Source organism: Actinomadura syzygii (genome assembly GCF_008085905.1).
Taxonomy (GTDB): Bacteria; Actinomycetota; Actinomycetes; order Streptosporangiales; family Streptosporangiaceae; genus Spirillospora; species Spirillospora syzygii.
This window is the reverse complement of the sequence record NZ_VSFF01000015.1, coordinates 124,830-144,176: the sequence shown is the minus strand read 5'-3', so window position 1 is coordinate 144,176 and position 19,347 is coordinate 124,830. Positions and strand designations below refer to the sequence as shown.

The 19,347-nt window shown below is 70.4% G+C and carries 16 protein-coding genes; 8 read left to right on the top strand and 8 right to left on the bottom strand.

Going from position 1 to position 19,347, the window contains the following annotated elements:
* Positions 1-83 precede the first annotated feature (83 nt).
* The gene (locus tag FXF65_RS36140; protein ID WP_148354574.1) at positions 84-920 is read left to right on the top strand and encodes an oxidoreductase; all 837 of its coding nucleotides are present in this window, start codon (positions 84-86) and stop codon (positions 918-920) included.
* Between the two features lie 82 nt (positions 921-1,002).
* Here FXF65_RS36140 and FXF65_RS36135 read toward each other — a convergent pair whose 3' ends face one another.
* Positions 1,003-1,524 (bottom strand): DoxX family membrane protein, encoded by a 522-nt coding sequence (locus FXF65_RS36135; protein WP_148354573.1) that lies wholly within the window; start codon positions 1,522-1,524, stop codon positions 1,003-1,005.
* A gap of 161 nt (positions 1,525-1,685) precedes the next feature.
* On the opposite strand from FXF65_RS36135, the gene FXF65_RS36130 reads away from it, so the two are divergent.
* The gene (locus FXF65_RS36130) at positions 1,686-2,474 is read left to right on the top strand and encodes an AraC family transcriptional regulator (protein WP_148354572.1); all 789 of its coding nucleotides are present in this window, start codon (positions 1,686-1,688) and stop codon (positions 2,472-2,474) included.
* On the opposite strand, the gene FXF65_RS36125 is transcribed toward FXF65_RS36130, so the two are convergent.
* Complete coding sequence (locus FXF65_RS36125) at positions 2,459-3,847, bottom strand: pyridoxal phosphate-dependent decarboxylase family protein (protein ID WP_187412694.1); 1,389 nt, start codon at positions 3,845-3,847, stop codon at positions 2,459-2,461. The two genes, FXF65_RS36130 and FXF65_RS36125, sit on opposite strands and share 16 nt — an antisense overlap.
* A 209-nt stretch (positions 3,848-4,056) precedes the next feature.
* Here FXF65_RS36125 and FXF65_RS36120 point away from each other — a divergent pair, with 209 nt between their 5' ends.
* Positions 4,057-5,856, top strand: coding sequence for a thiamine pyrophosphate-requiring protein (locus tag FXF65_RS36120; RefSeq protein WP_148354570.1), 1,800 nt, complete (start codon positions 4,057-4,059; stop codon positions 5,854-5,856).
* Between the two features lie 12 nt (positions 5,857-5,868).
* On the opposite strand, the gene FXF65_RS36115 is transcribed toward FXF65_RS36120, so the two are convergent.
* The 3 genes from FXF65_RS36115 to FXF65_RS44150 are packed head-to-tail and all read right to left on the bottom strand — an operon-like array spanning position 5,869 to position 8,400.
* Entirely contained in the window at positions 5,869-6,144 is a 276-nt protein-coding gene (locus tag FXF65_RS36115; RefSeq protein WP_148354569.1) for a hypothetical protein, read from the bottom strand.
* A complete protein-coding gene (locus FXF65_RS44915; RefSeq protein ID WP_222868916.1) occupies positions 6,134-7,402 on the bottom strand; it encodes a putative sodium/potassium/calcium exchanger in 1,269 nt (422 codons plus the stop codon). Before FXF65_RS44915 ends, FXF65_RS36115 begins: the two co-directional genes overlap by 11 nt.
* A gap of 8 nt (positions 7,403-7,410) precedes the next feature.
* Positions 7,411-8,400 (bottom strand): SRPBCC family protein, encoded by a 990-nt coding sequence (locus FXF65_RS44150; protein ID WP_222868915.1) that lies wholly within the window; start codon positions 8,398-8,400, stop codon positions 7,411-7,413.
* Positions 8,401-8,585: 185 nt separating this feature from the next.
* Between FXF65_RS44150 and FXF65_RS36105 the strand changes: the two genes are divergently transcribed.
* Positions 8,586-9,434: an alpha/beta fold hydrolase gene (locus FXF65_RS36105; protein WP_148354568.1), complete on the top strand. Its 849-nt coding sequence runs from the start codon at positions 8,586-8,588 to the stop codon at positions 9,432-9,434.
* Between the two features lie 9 nt (positions 9,435-9,443).
* On the opposite strand, the gene FXF65_RS36100 is transcribed toward FXF65_RS36105, so the two are convergent.
* Together FXF65_RS36100 and FXF65_RS36095 are read right to left on the bottom strand one after the other, a co-directional pair.
* A complete protein-coding gene (locus tag FXF65_RS36100) occupies positions 9,444-12,131 on the bottom strand; it encodes a type 1 periplasmic-binding domain-containing protein (protein ID WP_148354567.1) in 2,688 nt (895 codons plus the stop codon).
* A gap of 265 nt (positions 12,132-12,396) precedes the next feature.
* Positions 12,397-12,978, bottom strand: coding sequence for a CGNR zinc finger domain-containing protein (locus FXF65_RS36095; RefSeq protein WP_148354566.1), 582 nt, complete (start codon positions 12,976-12,978; stop codon positions 12,397-12,399).
* A gap of 130 nt (positions 12,979-13,108) precedes the next feature.
* Between FXF65_RS36095 and FXF65_RS36090 the strand changes: the two genes are divergently transcribed.
* The 4 genes from FXF65_RS36090 to FXF65_RS36075 all read left to right on the top strand — a co-directional run bounded on the left by FXF65_RS36090 (position 13,109) and on the right by FXF65_RS36075 (position 18,335).
* The gene (locus tag FXF65_RS36090; RefSeq protein ID WP_342787748.1) at positions 13,109-14,035 is read left to right on the top strand and encodes a phosphotriesterase family protein; all 927 of its coding nucleotides are present in this window, start codon (positions 13,109-13,111) and stop codon (positions 14,033-14,035) included.
* A 26-nt stretch (positions 14,036-14,061) separates the two neighbouring features.
* Positions 14,062-14,640, top strand: coding sequence for a TetR/AcrR family transcriptional regulator (locus tag FXF65_RS36085; protein WP_148354565.1), 579 nt, complete (start codon positions 14,062-14,064; stop codon positions 14,638-14,640).
* 106 nt (positions 14,641-14,746) lie between these two features.
* Positions 14,747-15,529 carry an oxidoreductase gene (locus tag FXF65_RS36080; RefSeq protein WP_148354564.1) on the top strand — a complete coding sequence of 261 codons (783 nt, stop codon included), beginning with the start codon at positions 14,747-14,749 and terminating at the stop codon, positions 15,527-15,529.
* A 370-nt stretch (positions 15,530-15,899) separates the two neighbouring features.
* A complete protein-coding gene (locus FXF65_RS36075) occupies positions 15,900-18,335 on the top strand; it encodes a M28 family peptidase (RefSeq protein WP_222868913.1) in 2,436 nt (811 codons plus the stop codon).
* A 93-nt stretch (positions 18,336-18,428) separates the two neighbouring features.
* Here the strand turns inward: FXF65_RS36075 and FXF65_RS36070 are convergent, their stop codons facing one another.
* Positions 18,429-19,265 carry a DNA-directed RNA polymerase subunit alpha C-terminal domain-containing protein gene (locus FXF65_RS36070; RefSeq protein ID WP_148354563.1) on the bottom strand — a complete coding sequence of 279 codons (837 nt, stop codon included), beginning with the start codon at positions 19,263-19,265 and terminating at the stop codon, positions 18,429-18,431.
* Between the last annotated feature and the right edge of the window lie 82 nt (positions 19,266-19,347).

Below are 19,347 nucleotides of genomic sequence, written 5' to 3'. Positions count from 1 at the left end.
GAGCGTGTGTTGGCCGTCCCGGGGCCGCCCGCGCCAGGGTGGGGACGACACGGAACGAACCGGGATCAGGGGTGCGAACGACGATGACGGAGACAGGCCGGGTGTGGTTGATCACCGGTTGCTCGGCGGGGTTCGGGCGGGAGCTGGCGCTGGCGGCGCTCGCGGCGGGGGACCGGGTGATGGCGACCGCCCGGCGGCCGGACGGCCTCGCCGACCTCGTCGCGGCGGGCGGCGCGCGCGTGCGGACCGCGCCGCTGGACGTCACGCGGGAAGACCAGGTGACCGCCGCCGTCGAGCGGACGATCGCCGAGTTCGGACGGGTGGACGTCGTGGTCAACAACGCGGGCCACGGCAGCGTCGGCGCCGTCGAGGAGCTGGACATGGCCGACCTGCGGGCGCTGATGGACGTCATGTTCTTCGGCGCCGTCGCGGTGACCAAGGCCGTCCTGCCGCACATGCGCGCCCGACGCGGCGGGGCGATCGTGCAGATGAGCTCGATGGGCGGGCAGCTGAGCATGCCGGGCTTCGGCGCGTACTGCGCGGCGAAGTTCGCGCTCGAAGGGCTGTCGGAGGCGCTCGCGGACGAGGTCGCGCCGTTCGGCGTCCGGGTGCTGATCGTGGAGCCCGGGGCCTTCCGCACCGAGTTCGGCGGCGGGCGGATGCACCGGTCGCGGGTCATCGAGGAGTACGCCGCCTCGACCGGCCCGACCCGCGCGGCGGTCGACGGCATGGACGGCGCCCAGCCCGGCGACCCGCGCAAGGCGGCCCAGGCCGTCATCAAGGTCCTGGACAGCCCCGACCCTCCGCTGCGGCTGGCGCTGGGGAACGACGCGGTCGACCACATCGCCGCCCATCACGAACTGCTCCGCGCCGATCTGGCGCGCTGGGAGAAACTCAGCCGCTCCACGGATCTCGACTGATCTCAACCATTCCGAAAATGACCGGCTCGCCCGGCCGAAACGCGGGGCGAGCCGGTTTTGGGACGTTCCTACGCCCTTTTCGTCAGCGCAGGATGGAGAAGCGGCGGACGATCGGAAGCCGTGCCCAGGTCCGTCCGAAACCGAGCGTCGTGCCGGCGTCGGCGAACGCGACGGAGATGAGCAGCGCGGCGTAAATCCAGTGCTCGTCCATGAAGGGGTTGTTCTCCGGCCACAGGGACGCGGCCCAGAGCATGAACAGCAGGATCGTTCCACCGGCGGCGGCGAGGCGCAGGCAGACGCCGAGGAAGAGCGCGACGCCGAGGCCCGCGAGCCCGAACATGAAGAGGGCGTCGACCCAGACCTGCCCGGCCATGGAGTGGAACATCTCCTTGAACGGTCCATCCGCGTGGCTCAGGAAGCCCTTGGAGGGGGAGGTGCCGGACAGCCAGCCGTCCTGCGTGGGCTTGCCGAGCCCGAACAGCTTGTCGAGGAAGGCCCAGGTGAAGAGCCAGCCGAGGAGGAGCCGTCCGACCGCGAGCGCGTAGCGGGCCGGGTGCGCGGAGGAGAGCGACGGCGGGGGACGAAGGCGTGTGTCAAGGGACATGGGGGTTCCTTGGGGCGGGGGTGGGAGCCATTCAATAGGTAAGTTTCCTATTAGTTCCGCGCCGCCGCAACCAGACCAGTGGAACTGTTTTCGCGGTGAGCGCGACCGGATCGAGGATGAGCGGCACGTTCCCACCGCGCGGTTGCCGCTAAGATCATTGGATGCGGAGGAGTTCGGCCTCGTCGCCCCGTCCTCGGCGCGCCGGCCGGCCGACGACGCTCACCTGGGAATGGAACAGTGTCCGGGCCGATCACCGTTTCCCGCGGCACGCGCACCGGGACTGGTCGTTCGGGGTCGTCTGCGGCGGCGTCGGCTTCGTCGACGTCGGCGGGACCGTCCACGAGGCGCACTCCGGGGCGATCACCGTCCTCCATCCCGGGGAGTCCCATCGCAGTTGGACGCATCCGACCTCGGGCCTCGACTACGTCGTCATCACCGTCACCAAGGCCGAGGCGGCGACGCTGCACGGCGGACGGGCCGCGCCGACCTTCACCGAGCACGTCATCGAAGATCCGGGCTGCGCCGGGGCGCTCCTGACCGCCTGCGAGTCGCGCTTCGGCGACGCGGCAACGCCCGTCGCGGGCGCGCTCGCCCTACTGTTCGGCACACACGCGCGGGACGAGGACACGTCCTTGTCCCCCTCGCCGGTGGTCCGCGTCCTGCGCGAATATTTGGACGACCATTACGCCGTCCCCGTGTCGCTGAGCGACATGGCCGCGCTGGCGCGGGTGAGCCAGGCGACCCTGGTCCGGCGTTTCCACGCGGACCTCGGGCTGGCGCCGCACGAGTACCTGGTGTCCCGGCGGATCGACGCGGCGCGGGCGATGGTCAGGTCGGGCCTGCCGCTGCCCGAGATCGCGCAGCTCACGGGGTTCGCCGACCAGAGCCACCTGCACCGGCACTTCACCCGGATCGTCGGGGTGACGCCGGGCCGCTACCGCCGGAACTGAGGCGGGGTCGCGTCGTCCAGGAGGCGCTCCAGAAGGGCGACCGTCTCCTCGATGTCGTGGGCCGTCGTCTCGGGGTGGGTGATGCACAGCCGCAGCACCGGGCGTTCTTCGATCTCCGTGGTCAGGACCAGGGCGAAACCGTCCTGCAGCGTGCTCGCGGCGACCGCGCGGGTGACGGCGTCGACCTGCTCCGGCGTCGCGCCGGCCAGCACGGGCCGGAACGTGATGATCGCGAGCTGGGCCGGGCTGACGACCTCCCAGCGGTCGCTGTCGACGAGCAGTCCCTCGGCGTGCTCGGCGAGCGCGATCCCGTGCTCGACGGCCTGCCGGAAGGCGTCCAGGCCGAAGGTCTTGAAGGTCATCCACATCTTGAGCGCCCGGAAGCCGCGGGTGAGTTGGGGGCCGAGGTCGTAGTAGTTCAGCGGCGCGGTGCCGTGCCGCGTCTCCCGCAGGTACTCGGCGTTCATGCTGTAGGCGTCGATGAGCGTGGTCTCGTCCCGGACGAGGACGCAGCCCGCCTCGTACGGCTGGTACCACCACTTGTGCGGATCGAGGGCGAGGGAGTCGGCGCGGGAGAGGCCGTGCAGCAGGTCCGCGGCGCTCTTCGACAGGGCCGCGGCGGCGCCGTAGGCGCCGTCCACGTGCAGCCACAGGTCGTGCTCGGCGCACAGGTCGGCGAGGTCGTCGAGCGGGTCGACCGCGCCGGTGTTGGTGCTTCCGGCGGTCGCGACCACGCACAGGGGCCGAAGCCCCGCGGCCAGGTCCCGCGCGATCTGCTCGCGCAGCGAGGCCGGGTCCATCCGCAGGCGGTCGTCGGTGCCGACGGACCTGATCTGCTCCTCCCCGATGCCGATGAAGCCGAGGCTCTGGCGGATCGAGCCGTGCGTCTGGGACGTGAGGTAGATCAGCCCGGACCGGTCGCCGGACCTCGCCCGCGCGGCATGGATCGCGATCAGGTTCGCCATCGTGCCGCCGCTGACGAAAAGCCCCCCGGCGGTCGACGGGAATCCGCATATGGCGCGCAGCCAGTCGATCGTTATCCGTTCCATGATGGCCGGGCCCGAACCGACGAGCCATTGCCCGGCGAACACGTTGAACCCGGACGCGAGGAAGTCCGCGACGGCGCCCACATAGGTGCTCGGGCCGGGAATGTAGGCGAGGAATCGCGGGTGGTCGGTCTGGACGGTGAACTCGCGCACATGCTCGACCGCCTCCCTCATCACCTCGATCGCGTCTCTCGGTTCCTCGGGGAGCGCCGCGTCCATGAAGGCCTCGATCTCCTCGCGGTCGGGCGGCGCGCCGACCGGCCGGTCGCGAAGCGTCGAGAGGTGTTCGACCACCTCGTCCACCGCCCGGTAACCCAGGTCTCGCATATTCGCGGAAGAGAGCCGCAGAGGGACGTCCAACGATTCCTCCTTCAGGGGGACGCTGACCGTCACGATGGCAATGCGGAGCATGAAATGTCTTGAACGATCTGCTCAGGCCGGTGGGTCAACCGCGCCAGCCGGGCCCGAATGATAGGGCGGCGGCGCGCTGGGTAAGCGGAACGCGACGTGCGACCCATCGGGAGGAGAGCTGTTCCATGGCATCGACGACCGTCGGCGACCATCTGCTGGCGCGCCTGCGCGAATGGGGGGTCGAGAAGGTGTTCGGATACCCGGGCGACGGGATCAACGGACTTCTCGCCGCCTGGGGCCGCGCTGAGAACAAGCCGCAGTTCGTCCAGGCGCGGCACGAGGAGATGAGCGCGTTCGAAGCGGTGGGCTACGCCAAGTTCACCGGACGGGTCGGAGTATGCGCGGCGACGTCGGGCCCCGGGGCCGTCCACCTGCTGAACGGGCTGTACGACGCCAAGCTCGACCACGTGCCCGTGGTCGCGATCGTCGGGCAGACGAACCGCAGCGCGATGGGCGGCTCCTACCAGCAGGAGATCGACCTCATGTCGCTCTACAAGGACGTGGCCAGCGAGTATCTCCAGATGGTCACCGTCCCGGAGCAACTGCCGAACGTGCTGGACCGGGCGATCCGCGTCGCGACGGCCGAGCGGGCGCCGACGGCCGTGATCATCCCCGCCGACGTGCAGGAGCTGGAGTACAGCCCGCCCAAGCACGCCTTCAAGATGGTCCCGTCCAGCCTCGGGGTCGCGCTGCCGTCCGTCAGGGCCGACGAGGAGGCGATCCGGCGCGCCGCCGACGTCCTGAACGCCGGACGGAGGGTCGCCATCCTCGCGGGGGCGGGCGCCCGGGGCGCGGCCGCCGAACTGCGGGAGGTTGCGGACCTGCTCGGCGCGGGCGTCGCGAAGGCGCTGCTCGGCAAGGACGTCCTGCCGGACGAGCTGCCCTACGTCACGGGCTCGATCGGGCTGCTCGGCACCGGTCCGAGCTACGACCTGATGAACGACTGCGACACCCTGCTCACGGTCGGGTCCAGCTTCCCCTACACCCAGTTCATGCCTGACCTGGACCAGGCGCGGGCGGTGCAGATCGACATCGATCCCAAGCTGATCGGCATGCGGTACCCGTACGAGGTCAACCTCGTCGGCGACGCCGCCTCCACGCTGCGCGCCCTGGCGCCGCTGCTGGAGCGCAAGAGCGACCGCGCGTGGCGGGAGACGGTCGAGTCGAACGTGCGGAGCTGGCGGGACACGGTGGCCGACGAGGCCATGGTCGACGCCGACCCGATCAACCCGATGCGACTGTTCCACGAGCTGTCGCGGCGGCTGCCGGAGGACGCGATCGTCGTCGCGGACTCGGGCTCGGCCGCCAACTGGTACGCCCGCAACCTGAGCTTCCCCGAGGGCGTGCGCGGCTCCTTGTCCGGGACGCTCGCCACGATGGGCCCCGGCGTCCCGTACGGGATCGGGGCGAAGTTCGGGCACCCGGACCGTCCCGTGATCGTGTTCGAAGGCGACGGCGCGATGCAGATGAACGGCCTCGCCGAGATGCTCACCATCAGGCACTACTGGCAGCAGTGGGAGGACCCCCGGCTGATCGTCGCCGTCCTCCACAACAACGACCTCAACCAGGTCACCTGGGAGATGCGGGCGATGCAGGGCGCGCCGAAGTTCACCGAGTCGCAGACCCTCCCCGAGTGCGACTACGCCGCGTTCGCGGCGAGCAACGGCCTCAACGCCATCAGGGTGGACGAGCCCGGCCAGATCGCCGCCGCCTGGGACGAGGCCCTCGCCGCCGACCGGCCGACCCTGCTGGACGTCCGCGTCGACCCGAACGTCCCGCCGATCCCGCCGCACGCCTCCTTCGAGCAGATGAAGGACAGCGCCGAGGCCCTGCTGAAGGGCGACGAGGACCGGCCCGGCGTCGTCAAGAAGGGCATCAAGGTCAAGATGCAGGAACTCCTCCCGCACCGCGCCGGAAAGAAGTGATCAGCGGGAACGCTACGTGGACGTAGTCGGCCCGCGATCGGGCGAGGACAGTTTCGCCGCGATGGCGTAATCGATCTCGATGTCGCGGTAGGTGGTGTTCTCCTCGACCTCGTCGGGGAGATTGGTGCGGTCGCTTCCGGACGTGGAAGCGTCGGCGGCGTCGGCGGTGAACGTCACCGAGTTTTCGGGTGCCGTGTCGAAACGGATTTCGTCGGCTTTCACCCGGGCCGTGAAGAGGATGTCCGCCTGACGGCGTTGTTCGGGATCGGGGTAACCGTCACGAGCCACTGTCGCTCTTCTCCTTCTCCTCGTGCTGGGAAGGGGTGTACTGGGAGAGCATCCGGAGGAGGGAACGGCCGAGGTCGCGTACCGACTCCCCGGTCTCGTGAAGCGCGGTATGGAGGTCCGTGGCCTCCTGCCCGCCATCGCCCTCTTTTGATTTTTCGCCGTTGCTCGATCCGTTGTCCGAGTTCTTCTCTTCGTTCTCTTCGTCGCTGTCTTCGCTGCCGCCTTCTTCCTTGCCTTCGTCGGTTGCCCCGGTCGCGCTTTCGGCGGTCTTTCCGGCCGCCTCCCCGGCTTTCCCGGCCGCCTCTCCGGCGCCTTCTCCCGCGCCCTTGGCCGCGTCGCCCGCGCCCTTGCCGACATCGCGGACGCCCTCGCCCGCGTTCTCGACGGCTTCGCCTGTGCCTTTGCCGACGTCGCGGACCCCTTCGCCCGCTCCTTCGCCGACATTCTCGGCCGCACTGCCCGCGCCCTTGCCGACGTCGCGGACGCCCTCGCCCGCTCCTTCGCCGACGTTCTCGACGGCGCCACCGGTGCCTTTGCCGACGTCGCGGACGGCGCCGCCCGCGCCCTCTCCGACGTTCTCCACGGCGCCGCCCGCGCCCTTGCCGACGTCTCGGACGGCTCCGCCTGCGCCTTCACCGACGTTCTCGACCGCGCCGCCCGCGCCCTTGCCGACATCCCGGACCGCGCCGCCCGCGCCTTCGCCCACGTTCTCCACGGCACCGCCCGCGCCGCGGCCGACGTCCTCGACGGCGCCCTTCGCGCCCTTGCCGACCTCGCCCACCGCCGTGCCCGCGCCGGAGCCGATGTCGCGCGTCATCGCCTCCACGCCCCGGCCGATGTGCTGGAGGATCTCCGGGTTGCGGTCGAGCGTGGTCAGGACGCGGTCGACGATGACGGCCACGTTGTCGAGCCGGACCTCCAGCCGCGCCTGCGCCCCGACCCCTTTGATCTCCAGCTTGACCCTGCCGAGGCGGACGTCCGCGCCGACGTTCAGCTTGAGCAGGTCGAGGACCTCGGCGACGAGGGAGACGTGCGCCTCCAGATCCTCCAGCTCGAAGGAGATCTCCTCCACCTTCAGCTCCGGGACGTCGAGGAAGACGTCCGGGCCTTCGCTAGGAGGCGGGCGCTTCTCCGGGGTCAGGGTCCTGCCGGTGAGGCCCTCCGACTCGTCGGACCCATCGCGCTCAGGGCGTTCGTCCCGCTCGGCTCCCTGATCGCGTTCGTCCCGCTCGGCTCGCTCTCGGCGCTCGTCGGCCATCGTCTCCCCTACTCGGACTTGGCTTCCTGCTTGTCCTGCTCTTGCGTCTCGTCCTTCTCGTCCTTCTCGTCCGTCGCCTCCTGGTCGCCCTCTTCCTTGTCGTCTTCCTTCTCGCCCTTTTCTTCCTTGAGCGCGTCCTCGTGCGACTTGACGACCTCGCCGTCGCGGATCTCGCCGCGCCAGCCCTCGACCTCGTCCTGCTGCAGGAGGGTCTGCGTCATCATGTGGCGTTTGATGTGCTTGAAGTCCGCGCGGAGTCGGCGTCCCTGGGCGCGCCAGAGGTTCGCGGTCTTCTCGAAGAAGCCGTCCGGGTGGTATTCGGCGACCAGCAGGATCCGCGTCAGGGTCGGCGCCAGTTCGTGGAAGGTCACCGTGCCGTCGACGTAACCGTGCGGGGCCTTCGACCGCCAGACGATCCGCTCGTCCGGGATCTGCTCGGTGATCGTCGATTCCCAGGTGCGGTGCGAAAGGAAGATCTGCGCTCGCCAGTTGAGCTTCTCGTCCGACTCCTGCTCGACGCTCTCCACCTTCTTCGTGAAGCTCGGGTAGTCGGTGAACCGCGTCCACTGGTCATAGGCGACGCGCTTCGGCAACCCGACGTCGAACTGCTCGATGATGGTGGTGACCTTCGTCTTGTCGCCGCCTCCACCGTTGCCGTCGCCGTCGCCGCCCCCGGCTCCGATGACCTGCTTCGCCTTCTCCTTCACACCGGCCATGCCCGCTCCGACGCCCGCCTTGAGCGGGGACTTGCCCTGGGCGATCGCCTCCGCTCCGGCGGCCGCCGCCTTCGTGCCGGCGCCCGCGCCGTCCGCGGCGTCGTTCAGCCGGTGGGCCAGGCCCTCGATCCTGCCTGTGGCCTTCTCCAGCGTCTGCACCATCAGCGCCTTGACGACCTCCCGGCCCGCCTCCTTCAGCTGCTGGACCGGAACGTCCAGGGCGTTCTGGGCGGTCTGCGCGGCCTGGTCGCTCGCGCGGTCCTTGGTGCCTGTCTCTGCCATGGTCACCACTTCGCTTCATTGACGTCCCTCTTGGACGGCATAGCCGACGAGGCAAGGACGAAACGACAAAAACGCCGCTGAGCAGGATGAACAAAAGATCTACCGACCCGTGAGACGCACCCGGGTTCTTGATCGCTTGTACGATCCGGGGGAATTCGCCGCGCTGAGCCCCCCGGGAGTACTCCATGCCGTTACGTCCACCGCCGCTGCTGTTCGTGCACGGCTTCTGGTTCGGTTCCTGGTGCTGGAGCGAGGTGCTCGCGCGCGTGACCGGCGCCGGTCACGTCGCGCACGCCGTGGACATGGCGGGCCACGGGCTGCGCGCCCGCCGCCCGCGGAGCCTCGCCACACGCCCGTTCGACCCGGAGGAGATGGCCACCGAGCTCTCACCGGTCGCGGACGTCGGCCTCGACCAGGCCGGAGAGCTGCTGGTATCGCAGATAAGAAGGCTCGGACGGGGCCGTCCGGTCACGGTGGTGGCCCACAGCATGGGCGGGGCGGTGCTCACGCGCGCCGTTCAGGAAGTCCCGGAGCTGGTGGCGCACGCGGTGTACCTGACCGGGTTCATGCCGGGCTCCGGCGTCTCGTCCGACACCTACGCGCGAAGCCCCGAGAACGCCGAGAGCCTGGTCACGGCCTCGCTGGCGACCGATCCCGCGCGGGTCGGCGCCATGCGGCTCGACCTCGTCTCCGCCGAGGACGACTACCGCCGCCTACTCCGGAAGGCGTTCTTCGACGACATCCCCGTGGACGCCGCCGAAGCCGCGCTCGGCCTGCTGACGCCCGACGGCCCGGTCGCGATGCTGCTCGGGACGACGCGGCTGACCCCCGACGGCTGGGGCTCCGTCCCCCGGACGTATGTGAGATGCGAGCAGGACTGGGCGATCCGTCCGGCGTTGCAGGAGCGGTTCATCGCCGAGGCCGACGCGGCCTTCCCGGACAACCCGACGACCGTCGTGACGCTCGACTCGTCCCACTCGCCGTTCCTGTCGATGCCCGACCGGGTGGTCGAGATCGTCACGAAACCGGCCTGACGCGCGGCCTCAGCGGGAGCGGGAGCAGGGCGGGCCCTCCTCGCGGCTGGACGCGCCCTGCTGGTACGCACCGCACACCACGACGGCCTCCGTACGGTCCGAGAGCTGGCGGAGCAGGACGAGCGTCTTGTCCGTGGGCGGCGCGTTCGTGCCCTGCCCGTACGACACCCAGCCGGTTGCGCCGTCGAACGTGACGCCGCCGCGGAGCGCGACGACCGGGGCCTGGGGGAGAACCTCTCCGTTCGGCTGCCTGGCCTGGTTGACGGCCTGCGACAGGGCGTGGAAGGCGTCGTAGGAGACGGCGGAATGACCGTCCTGGACCCAGGGGTCGGCGCCCTTCGTGGTGCGCTTCACGAACGCGGTGTAGGCGTCGACGAACTCGCGGGTCTTCTCGCTGGCCCGCGGGTCCGTCGCGGGCAGCCGGTGCGCGGAGTAGTACAGCCGCAGCCAGCCCTTGTCGTTGAAGGCGCCGGTGAGGGCGACGTTCGTGAGCTCGTTCCCGCCGAGGACGGTGACGTCGTCGGCGGTGCAGGTGCCCTGGGTGTCCATGGCGTCGATGAAGGCCGTGAAGTCGCGGGCCCGCGCCGACCAGTACACGACGGTCGCGGGCTCGGCCCTGAGCGCCCCGCACAGCGCGTGTGCCAGGTCGTCCGCGCTGGACATGCTCGTCGCGTTGGTCGTCGGCCCCGGTTCGAAGCGGCCGTCCTGGTTGAAGTCGAACACCTGGGTGCCGCCGGGGAACGCGGCGCGGAACTTGTCGGCGAGGCTGCGGCTGTAGAGGTCCGCCGAGCTCTCGATGATGAGGGCCCGGCGGGCGGGGGAGCAGCCGTCGCCGGAGCCGGGCGCGGCGACGATGTTGCGCCCGCTCGCGAAGTCCGCCTCGATCCGCGCCTCGGTCGAGTTGGACGGGGTGAACGGCCAGTAGCTGAGGTTCGCGCTGCCCGCCGACATCTCGTCGGCGGTCGCGGTGGTGCCGACCGCGGGGATGCCCGCCGCGCCGAGAACTTCAAGCGCGCCCCGGGTCTCTTGGCGGCTCTGCGCGTATCCGAGGACGCCGACAATCCGCGAATACGCCGGGATGTTCTTGTCGACCGCCTGCTGCCGCACCTGCGCGACGAGCCGCTTCGCCTCCGGGACGGCGTTCGCGAACGACGCGCCCGTGGGCCTGACGTCCACTCGCAGCCCGACGACCCTGTCGTTGGACACCGTGATGTCGAGCAGCTTCTTCTGCCACATCGCGATGCCGCGCAGCTCCGGGATCGTGCCGTCGAAGCGCGTCTCGTTCTCGTCCTTCGGGACGCTGGACTCGAACGCCACCACGGTCCGGATGGTCTTGCCGTCGGCGGCGGCCTTCTCCGCGCGCCTGTTCTGCACGCCGATCTCCCGCACCGCCGCGTCGTACCAGCCCTTGGGGTCGGTCGGCGTGGCAGCGGTCCGGGAGGCGAGGGAGGCGGTGCCGCCGACGCAGCTCCGGTCGCCGAGGACCTGCCGTGCGATCAGCCCCCCGGCGGTGCCCGCGACCAGGAGGGAAACGCAGGCCATGATCGCCGCCGGGACCGTCCAGCCGAACCTGAACCTGCGCGGCGCGACCTTGCGGAGGTCGAGCCCTCGCTTCCCCAGCGCCTCGGTGGAGAAGGACACCAGGACCGGCGGGCCGTCCTTCTCGGAGAGACGGGCGGCGGCTTGGGCGAAGCCGACCTCGGCCGGGTCGCCGAGGTCGTTGAGAAGGGTCTGGGACGGCAGCCCCACGGCCACGACGAGCGGGCCGGGCGGACGGGCCGTGGCGCTCGCGTCGTGTACCGAGCGCAGGAAGCGCTCGGCCGCCCGGGAGCCGTCCCGGGCGGGCGGCGGCAGTTCCACCAGGATGACCGGGCGGGAGGTCCGGCGCCGCCGCCGGGGCAAGACCCCGCCGACCGGCGGGTTGCGCAGATCCTCCAGCAGGGCGCGGAAGAGGAGCTGGTCGAGCTGCTGGAGCGCCTCCTGGTGCTCGGGGTCGTTGCGTAACTGCGAACTCCACACGGCGCCCACGGTGTCCATCACGCGGTACAGGTTCTTGCCGCCCGCGGCGATCCGTTCCGCGCCCAGCCAGCGGCGGATCACTCTGCGGGACGTCCAGCGCGCCCACAGCCATTTCGGCAGCCGCTGAACGAACGAGAGCCAACTGATCCGCATCAGGAAGCCCACGAGCCCGTCGGGATTCGGGCCCTCCATCCTGGTGAAGGCCAGCGGGCCGCCGCGCTGGGCCCGCTGCTCGCTGGCGTGCCGCCGCAGCTCCCGGGCCTGCGGGCCGCCGCGCCAGGCGTCCCGGTTCCCCCGGATGAAGGCGATGAGGTCCCGCATGACCAGGAAGTTCGGGAACCGCTCGGGCGTCATGTGCCGGGGCGTGCCCATCATCAGCCGGAACCCGGCGGTCTCGGACAGCAGTTCGGAGTCGTCCTCGGTCGACAGGTGGGCCAGCGGCACGAGGTTGCCGTTGTCGGTGAGCGCCGACCGCAATTCCCTGACGACGCGGTCGACGCCGTCCGGATGCGCGGACTCGGGCACTCGCAGCACGAACAGCGGCGGGCTGGTCGCGAGGCTCGACCGGTTCCGGTAATCCGGGGCCACCGCCGTCGGGAAGTCGAGGACGAAGTCACCCGCCCGGTCGTCGGGAAAACCCGTCAAAGACTCCTGAGCCCGGTTGTCGGGAGAACCCATCGAAGACCCCTCTGCGGAAACTCGACCGGAGGGAGAACCGTCCGCCTCCGTGACGATCATCCGCGCGTCCATGTCCCCAATGGACGCTCCGGGCTGCGGCAGATAATGCCACAGCCGAGTTCCCGGCGCGGATCAGCGGCGGGAGCCGTCGACCTCGATTCTAATGATCATTTCTTTGACCGGTTTCGGATAGACGAATTATCCCTTCGGCGGTCGGCCGGATCGCCGATTCGCCGTGTCCGGACGCGGAAAGCGCTCGGCGGGATCACTCGTCGGCGGGGCCGGTTGCGGCTGCCTCGCGGCGGGCGCGCAGGGCGCGGACGCGACCCCGGCTCGCGCACGCCGGGGACGGGCACCACCGCCGCCGCCCGGGCGGGTCGACGAACACGCCCCGGCAGTCGTCCTCCGGGCAGACCTTGAGGGCGCGGCGGTCGGACCCGGTCAGGTGGTCCACGGCCTGGCGGGCGATCCGGGCCAGGGCGTGCGCCGTGGCCGCCGGCGGCTCGCGGCGCAGCCGGTCGCCGGCGGCGAGCCGGACGCGGTCGTCGTGCCCGTCCAGGAGCGCGGCCAGGGCCGTCACGGCGTCCGCGGGCGGCGGACGCTCCCCGACCGTGGCCAGCGCGAGGGCGCGCAGCGTCTCGCGGAGTTCCCGGGCCTTGCGCAGGTCGTCCGGTCCGGGCGGCCGGGCGGGGGTCAGCTCGCACCGCTCCAGCCATTCGGCGAGGCGGCCGGGCGTGGCGAGCCGCTCCACCGGGGACGCGCTGAACGTCCGGCCCCTGGTGGCGAGGAGGTTCAGCCAGACGGCCCCGCAGTCGAAGCGGAAGGCGAGCGGATCCTCTTTGGCCATAAAGCCAGCGTAACGCCTCAACCGTTACACGTGCTAGCGTCACCGTAACGGGTGAAGCGTTACGAGGACCAGATGAGGCGGCCCTCCCGGACGTCGCAACGTCCGCCCTGGCCGAAACGGAGTCGGAAGAATGAGGCCGATGATACGGACCGTCCTCGGTGATATTCGTCCCGAAGAACTAGGCGTCTGCGACTCTCATGACCATTTGTTCATACGCTCGCCGACGCTTCCCGGTCAGGAATTGAATGACCCCGAAGCCGCGCTCTGCGAACTCGACGCATTCGCCGCCGCCGGGGGACGGGCGGTGGTGCAGTGGACGCCCTGGGGAATGGGCCCTCGAACCGAAGAACTGCCGGGCCTTTCCCGGCAATCCGGCGTTCACATCGTCGCCGCCACAGGAATGCACCAGGCGAAACACTACGCGCCGGACGAGCTGGAGCGCGTCCGCGACGGACTGGCCGACCTTTTCGTCCACGAGCTGACCGAGGCGCCCGTGAAGGCGGGGCTGATCAAGGTCGCCGGGGCCTTCCACCGCCTCGACGGCCACGCCCGGCACGTGATGGCGGCCGCCGCCGAGGCCCACCGCGCCACGGGCGCGCCGATCGGCGTCCACCTGGAGGGCGGGACCGCCGCGCTGGACGTCCTCGACCTGCTGTGCGCCGAGCACGGCGTCCCGCCGGACCGCGTGATCCTCGGGCACCCGCACCGCTTCCCCGACGCCGCCGTCCACCGGCAGGCCGCCGAGACCGGCGCCTTCCTCGCCTTCGACGGCCCGTCGCGGGCGCATCACGCCGCCGACCCCCACCTCCTGCCGGGGCTCGGCGCCCTCGCCGACGCGGGCCACGCGGACCAGATCCTGCTCGGCGCGGACACCGTCACCGCCGCCGCTCGGTCCGGCGCCGACGGCCCCGGCATGCCGTTCCTGCTCACCGGCCTGCGCCCGCGGATCGAGCGGGAACTCGGCCCGGACCTCGCCGCCGCGATCCTCGTCGCGAACCCGGCCCGCGCCTTCGCCTCCCGGTGGCGGCGGGCGGGCCGGCCTGTATTTGAACTCTAGGTACAGAACGGTGTAGCGTTCTGCCCATGGCACGGCCAAGGCAGTTCGATGCGGAGGTCGCCGTCGACCGGGCGATGGAGGTGTTCTGGCGGAAGGGATACGCCGCCACGACCCCGCAGGACTTGGTGGACGCGCTCGGCATCGGAAAGGGGAGTCTCTACAACGCGTTCGGGAGCAAGCGAGAGCTTTTCGAGCGGGCGCTCCGCCGGTACCGCGACAGCCAGACCGTCGCACTGGTGGAAAGCCTTGAGCGCCCGGGGCCGGTCAAGGAACGTCTCCGGAGCACGTTGCTCGCCCTCGTCGAAATGGACCTGGGCGACCCGGATCGCCGCGGCTGTATGGCGGCGAACACCGCGACGGAACTCGCCGGGGTGGACGAGGAGGCGACCGAACTCGTCCGCCGCATGATCGACCGCACCGAGGGGGCCTTCCAGGCGCTGATCGAGGAGGGGCAGCGGGCCGGGGAGATCGATCCCGGCCGCGACGCCGCCGCGCTGGGCAGCCTGCTCATGAACATCGCCGTGGGGATGCGCGTCCTCGGTCGCGTCGCCGAGGGGCCCGAGCGGCTCCTACGGGTGATCGACGCGACGATCGACACCCTCTGACCTCCGAACCGATTCCCGAACCGACCTCGAACTGACCTCGAATCCCGGCAGGTCCGGGCTTTCGCGTGCCCTGATTTTGTACCTGTAGTTCAAGAAAAGGATAGTCATGAACCTTGACCTCGCGTCCAAGACCGCCGTCGTCACCGGAGCGAGCCGCGGCATCGGGCTCGCCGCCGTCCGGACGCTCGTCGCCGAAGGCGTCGCCGTCGCCGGTGCCGCCCGCACCATCACCCCCGAACTGAAGGAGACCGGGGCCCTGGCGATCTCGGCGGACCTGAGCACCGCCGAGGGCGTCGCCGCCTTCGTCGACACCGCCCGCGCCGAACTGGGCGGCATCGACTTCCTGGTGAACAACGTCGGCGCCGGGGACGACGTCCGGCTCGGCGGTTTCCTCGACACGGACGACACCCAGTGGGCGCGCGTCTTCGACCTCAACCTGCTCAGCGCGGTCCGGGCAAGCCGGGCGGCCCTGCCCAGCCTGATCGAGCGTCGCGGGTCGATCGTCAACGTCTCGTCCATCAACTCCCGGTTGCCCGCCGCCGCGCCGGTCGCCTACAGCGCCGCCAAGGCGGCCCTCGCGGCGCTCGGGAAGTCGTTGGCCGAGGAGTTCGGGCCGCAGGGGGTGCGCGTCAACACGGTCTCGCCCGGAGTGGTCCGCACCTCCATCTGGGAGGACCCCGAAGGGTTCGGCGCCAAGGTCGCGGCCGCCAACGGGGCCGAGCACGGCGCGTTCCTCAAGCAGATTCCCGCCGCCTTCAACATCACCACCGGACGCGTCACCGAGGCGGAGGAGGTCGCGTCCCTGATCGCGTTCCTCCTCTCGGACGTCGCGGGCAACATCACCGGTGTCGATTACGTGATCGACGGCGGCACCGTCAAATCCCTCTGAGTCAACAGACGCACCGGAGACACCGCACACGGGTGGGGACGCCGCAATGGCGTCCCCACCCGTCGCGGAACAGCGGACGCGCAGACTCGTGAAAACAATTCCCGCCGTTGCAGATGATCACATGGATGTGCAGTTCACGGCTGCATAGCGCGAATTTATGACCAGATGTGATGGTCCGCGACCGTTCCAGAGATGCCAATCTCCTCCATAAGACGCGGTGGCCGTTCACGCGCCGCACGGCTCCCGAGCCCGTGCGCGCGGCCACGCCCGGCTCCGCCGCCGCGTCGGCCGCCGCCCCGACCCCGCGGGGCGGCCTCACCCCCCGCCCCTATGGAGGCATGCGGCTGTGAAACGCAGAAACCATCTCCTGGTGACCGTCACGGTCACCGCGCTCGCGGTCACGGGCATGGCGGCCCCCGCCATGACGTCCACCACGAGCGGTCAGAAGCCCGGCGCGGATCCGAAGGCGGCCGCGATCACGTCGGCGGACCGGCTGATCGCCGCGAACGCCGCCGACCTGCACACCGGAAAGGACGAGAAGTACATCCGGACCCAGGTGATCGGCACGCCCTGGGACCAGTACTACGTCGCTTACGAGCGCACCTACCGCGGGCTTCCCGTGGTGGGCGGCGACTTCGTGGTCGCCACCGACGGGCAGGGCCGCGTGCGGACCCTGTCCGTGGCGCAGCGGCGTCAGATCACCGTCGCCACCACCCCGAAGGTCAGTGAGACCGCGGCCGCCGGGCGTGCCCGCGCCGCGCTGACCAGCCCGGACGCCGCCGCGCCCAAGCCGCGTCTGGTCGTCTACGCGCTGGGCGCCCCGCGCCTCGCGTGGGAGACGGTCGTGTCCGGACGCGACGGCGAGCAGCCCAGCCGCAAGAAGGTCTACGTCGACGCCCGGACCGGCAAGCGGTTCGGCGAGCAGGAGACCATCCACGCGGGCACCGGCACCGGCATCTGGGAAGGGTCGAACCTGACCATCGGAACCACCCAGTCCGGCGGCCAGTACACGATGCGCGACCCGAACCGGGCCGGGATGTCCTGCGCCGACTACAGCGGCAACCGGGTCTTCACCGGACCGGACGACGTCTGGGGCAGCACGTCCAAGACCGACAAGGAGTCCGGCTGCGTCGACGTCATGTACGCCGCCGGCGGATTCTGGGACCTGCTGAAGACCTTCGGCCGCACCGGCCTGCGGAACAACCAGTGGGCCCCGGCGCGCGTCGGCCTCAACGCGGTCAACGCGTACTGGAACGGCACCGACGCCCAGTTCGGCCACAACAACCGCAACCAGTGGATCACCTCGACCGACGTCGTCGACCACGAGTTCGGCCACGGCCTGGACAACTTCACCCCCGGCGGCATGTCCGGCGGCGGCACGCAGGAGTTCGTCGGGGACGTCTGGGGCGCAGCCGTCGAGGCGTTCCTGAACAACCCGGCCGACACTCCCGACTACACCGTCGGCGAGCTGGTCAACCTCACCGGCAGCGGCCCGATCCGCAACATGTACAACCCGTCGCAGGTCAACAACGACCCCAACTGCTGGTCGACGTCCGTCCCGAACATGGAGGTCCACAAGGCGGCCGGGCCCGGCAACCACTGGTTCTACCTGCTCGCCGAGGGCTCCAACCCCGGCGGCGGCAAGCCGACCAGCCCGACCTGCAACAACAGCCAGGTCACCGGCGTCGGAGTGATGAACGCCGCGAAGATCTTCTACAACGCGATGCAGCTCAAGACGTCCGGCACCAGCTACCCCCGGTACCGGACGCTGACGCTGACCGCGGCGAAGAACCTCGACAAGACCTGCGACCAGTTCAACAAGGTCAAGGCGGCGTGGGACGCGGTCAGCCTCGGCGCGCAGTCCGGTGAGCCGACCTGCACCCCGGGCGTCAGCGAGGCCACCGCGTACACGGTGGGGGGTGGCTCCCCAAAAGTAATGGCGTCGCCTGACGTCAACGTCGAGAATGTCAAGGCGCACCTGCAGCAGTTCCAGACCATCGCCAGCAGCAATGGCGGTACCCGCCGGTCGACGGGCGCGGGCTACCTCGGTTCGGTGTCCTACATCGAGGCGAAACTGAAGGAGGCCGGGTTCACCGTGGCCCGGCAGGCGTGCTCGTCCGGATGCACCAGCGGTGCGGGTCCCAACCTCATCGCCGACTGGCCCGGCGGCAATGACGCCAATGTCTACATGTTCGGCGCCCATCTCGACAGCGTCGGGGCGGGACCCGGAATCAACGACAACGGCACCGGCTCCGCCGCCCAACTTGAGGTCGCGCTGCAACTGGCCCGGACCAAGCCCACCATGCTGAACCACGTCCGGTTCGCCTGGTGGACGGACGAGGAGCAGGGCCTGCGCGGCTCGAAGTTCTACGTCGGCCGCCTGTCGGCCGCCGACCGGGCGAAGATCAAGGGCTATTTCAACTTCGACATGGTCGGCTCGCCGAACCCGGGCTACTTCATCGACGACATCAACTCGCCGCTGGCGAAGAACCTCAAGGAGTACTTCGACTCCATCAACGTGTCGACGGAGGAGGTCTCCGAGTGCTGCAGTGACGACGGGTCGTTCCGCAACGCCGGAATCGCCACGACGTTCCTGTTCACCGGAGCCCCGGCGACCAAGTCCGCCGCCCAGGCGCAGAAATGGGGCGGCACCGCGAACCAGGCGTTCGACCGGTGCTACCACCAGTCCTGCGACAGCTATCCGAACAACATCAACACGACCGCGCTCGACCGCTGCTCCGACGCGATCGCCTACGCCCTCTGGAAAGTGGCCGTGGGCGCCCAGCCGGGCAACCGGCGCGGCTAGTCGCGGCTAGTCGCGGCTGGGACGTGCCCGGTCCGGCCCTTCCCACCGGGGGCGGGTGTCCGGACCGGGCACGGTTCCGTCCGGCGCGAACGGTCAGCGGGCGCGCTCCCCGGAGACCGGTGAACCGGTCTCCGGGACGGCCTCGTGCGTGCGGAGGTAGGCGTCCAGGAGGCCAGGCTCGGCCGCGTCGCGGAGGAGCCGGACGACGGCGGGGTCCGCCGGGGGCAGCGGCTCGGAGTTCAGGGAGTCGGCGATGACGCTCAACGCCGACACCGCGAGGTCGCACTGGCCGAGCGGCTCGACGAGGACGCCGTACCGCTGGAGCGAGGCCGGGGACATGCGTCGGCGGACCAGGTCGGCGTGCTCGTCCTGCTGCCGGACCGGCCGGGTGTGGGCCACGCGGATGAGCGGGCCCTCCGGGTCGCGGAGCTGCCGGATCTTCTCCAGGCAGTGGCGGCCGACGCCCCGTTCCTGGCGCAGCGTCTCCTCCGGCACGGCGAGCACCTCGTCCAGGGTCCTGAACCCCTGGCGGGCGAGGAGGTTGTAGACGCGGACTCCGAGGCGGGCCTGGACCTCCGTCAACGGGATGGGGGTCTCTGGGGTCGGCAGATGGCTCCATCCGTCGACTTCTCCGGCGTCCAGGGCCGTGCGCACCTGGTCTTGGAGGTCACGACCGTCGAGTGTCAGCACCACGCCGTCATCGACGCGGTACACGATGGTGCGCTCGTCCCGGGGCCAGTGGCCATCGAAGGCCGCGACGAAGGAAAGGGAACCGAATTCCCCCTGCTCCAGGTACTTCACGGCCCGGTTCAACGCCTCGGTCAGATCCGGGCCTAGAGGGATTCGCCCGTCTCGCGTCCAGTAGGCGTCCGCTGGTAGCGCGATCTCGTATTCGATCGCCTTTTCGGCTGGCTGCGACTCCTCGTCCATGGGAACCTCCGGGTTCGGCCGCTGGCGGGATGCCGCACAGCGTAGCGACGAGGTCGCCCTTCGCAGTCGCGTTCGACGTATT

Bases quoted from the DNA above. Each gene is read 5' to 3' on its own strand.
- FXF65_RS36125 (WP_187412694.1), bottom strand. From the start codon at position 3,847: ATGCGAGACCTGGGTTACCGGGCGGTGGACGAGGTGGTCGAACACCTC.
- FXF65_RS44150 (WP_222868915.1), bottom strand. From the start codon at position 8,400: ATGGCAGAGACAGGCACCAAGGACCGCGCGAGCGACCAGGCCGCGCAG.
- FXF65_RS36100 (WP_148354567.1), bottom strand. From the start codon at position 12,131: ATGGGTTCTCCCGACAACCGGGCTCAGGAGTCTTTGACGGGTTTTCCC.
- FXF65_RS44915 (WP_222868916.1), bottom strand. From the start codon at position 7,402: ATGGCCGACGAGCGCCGAGAGCGAGCCGAGCGGGACGAACGCGATCAG.
- FXF65_RS36120 (WP_148354570.1), top strand. From the start codon at position 4,057: ATGGCATCGACGACCGTCGGCGACCATCTGCTGGCGCGCCTGCGCGAA.
- FXF65_RS36105 (WP_148354568.1), top strand. From the start codon at position 8,586: ATGCCGTTACGTCCACCGCCGCTGCTGTTCGTGCACGGCTTCTGGTTC.
- FXF65_RS36090 (WP_342787748.1), top strand. From the start codon at position 13,109: ATGAGGCCGATGATACGGACCGTCCTCGGTGATATTCGTCCCGAAGAA.
- FXF65_RS36085 (WP_148354565.1), top strand. From the start codon at position 14,062: ATGGCACGGCCAAGGCAGTTCGATGCGGAGGTCGCCGTCGACCGGGCG.
- FXF65_RS36095 (WP_148354566.1), bottom strand. From the start codon at position 12,978: ATGGCCAAAGAGGATCCGCTCGCCTTCCGCTTCGACTGCGGGGCCGTC.
- FXF65_RS36140 (WP_148354574.1), top strand. From the start codon at position 84: ATGACGGAGACAGGCCGGGTGTGGTTGATCACCGGTTGCTCGGCGGGG.
- FXF65_RS36080 (WP_148354564.1), top strand. From the start codon at position 14,747: ATGAACCTTGACCTCGCGTCCAAGACCGCCGTCGTCACCGGAGCGAGC.
- FXF65_RS36130 (WP_148354572.1), top strand. From the start codon at position 1,686: ATGCGGAGGAGTTCGGCCTCGTCGCCCCGTCCTCGGCGCGCCGGCCGG.
- FXF65_RS36135 (WP_148354573.1), bottom strand. From the start codon at position 1,524: ATGTCCCTTGACACACGCCTTCGTCCCCCGCCGTCGCTCTCCTCCGCG.
- FXF65_RS36070 (WP_148354563.1), bottom strand. From the start codon at position 19,265: ATGGACGAGGAGTCGCAGCCAGCCGAAAAGGCGATCGAATACGAGATC.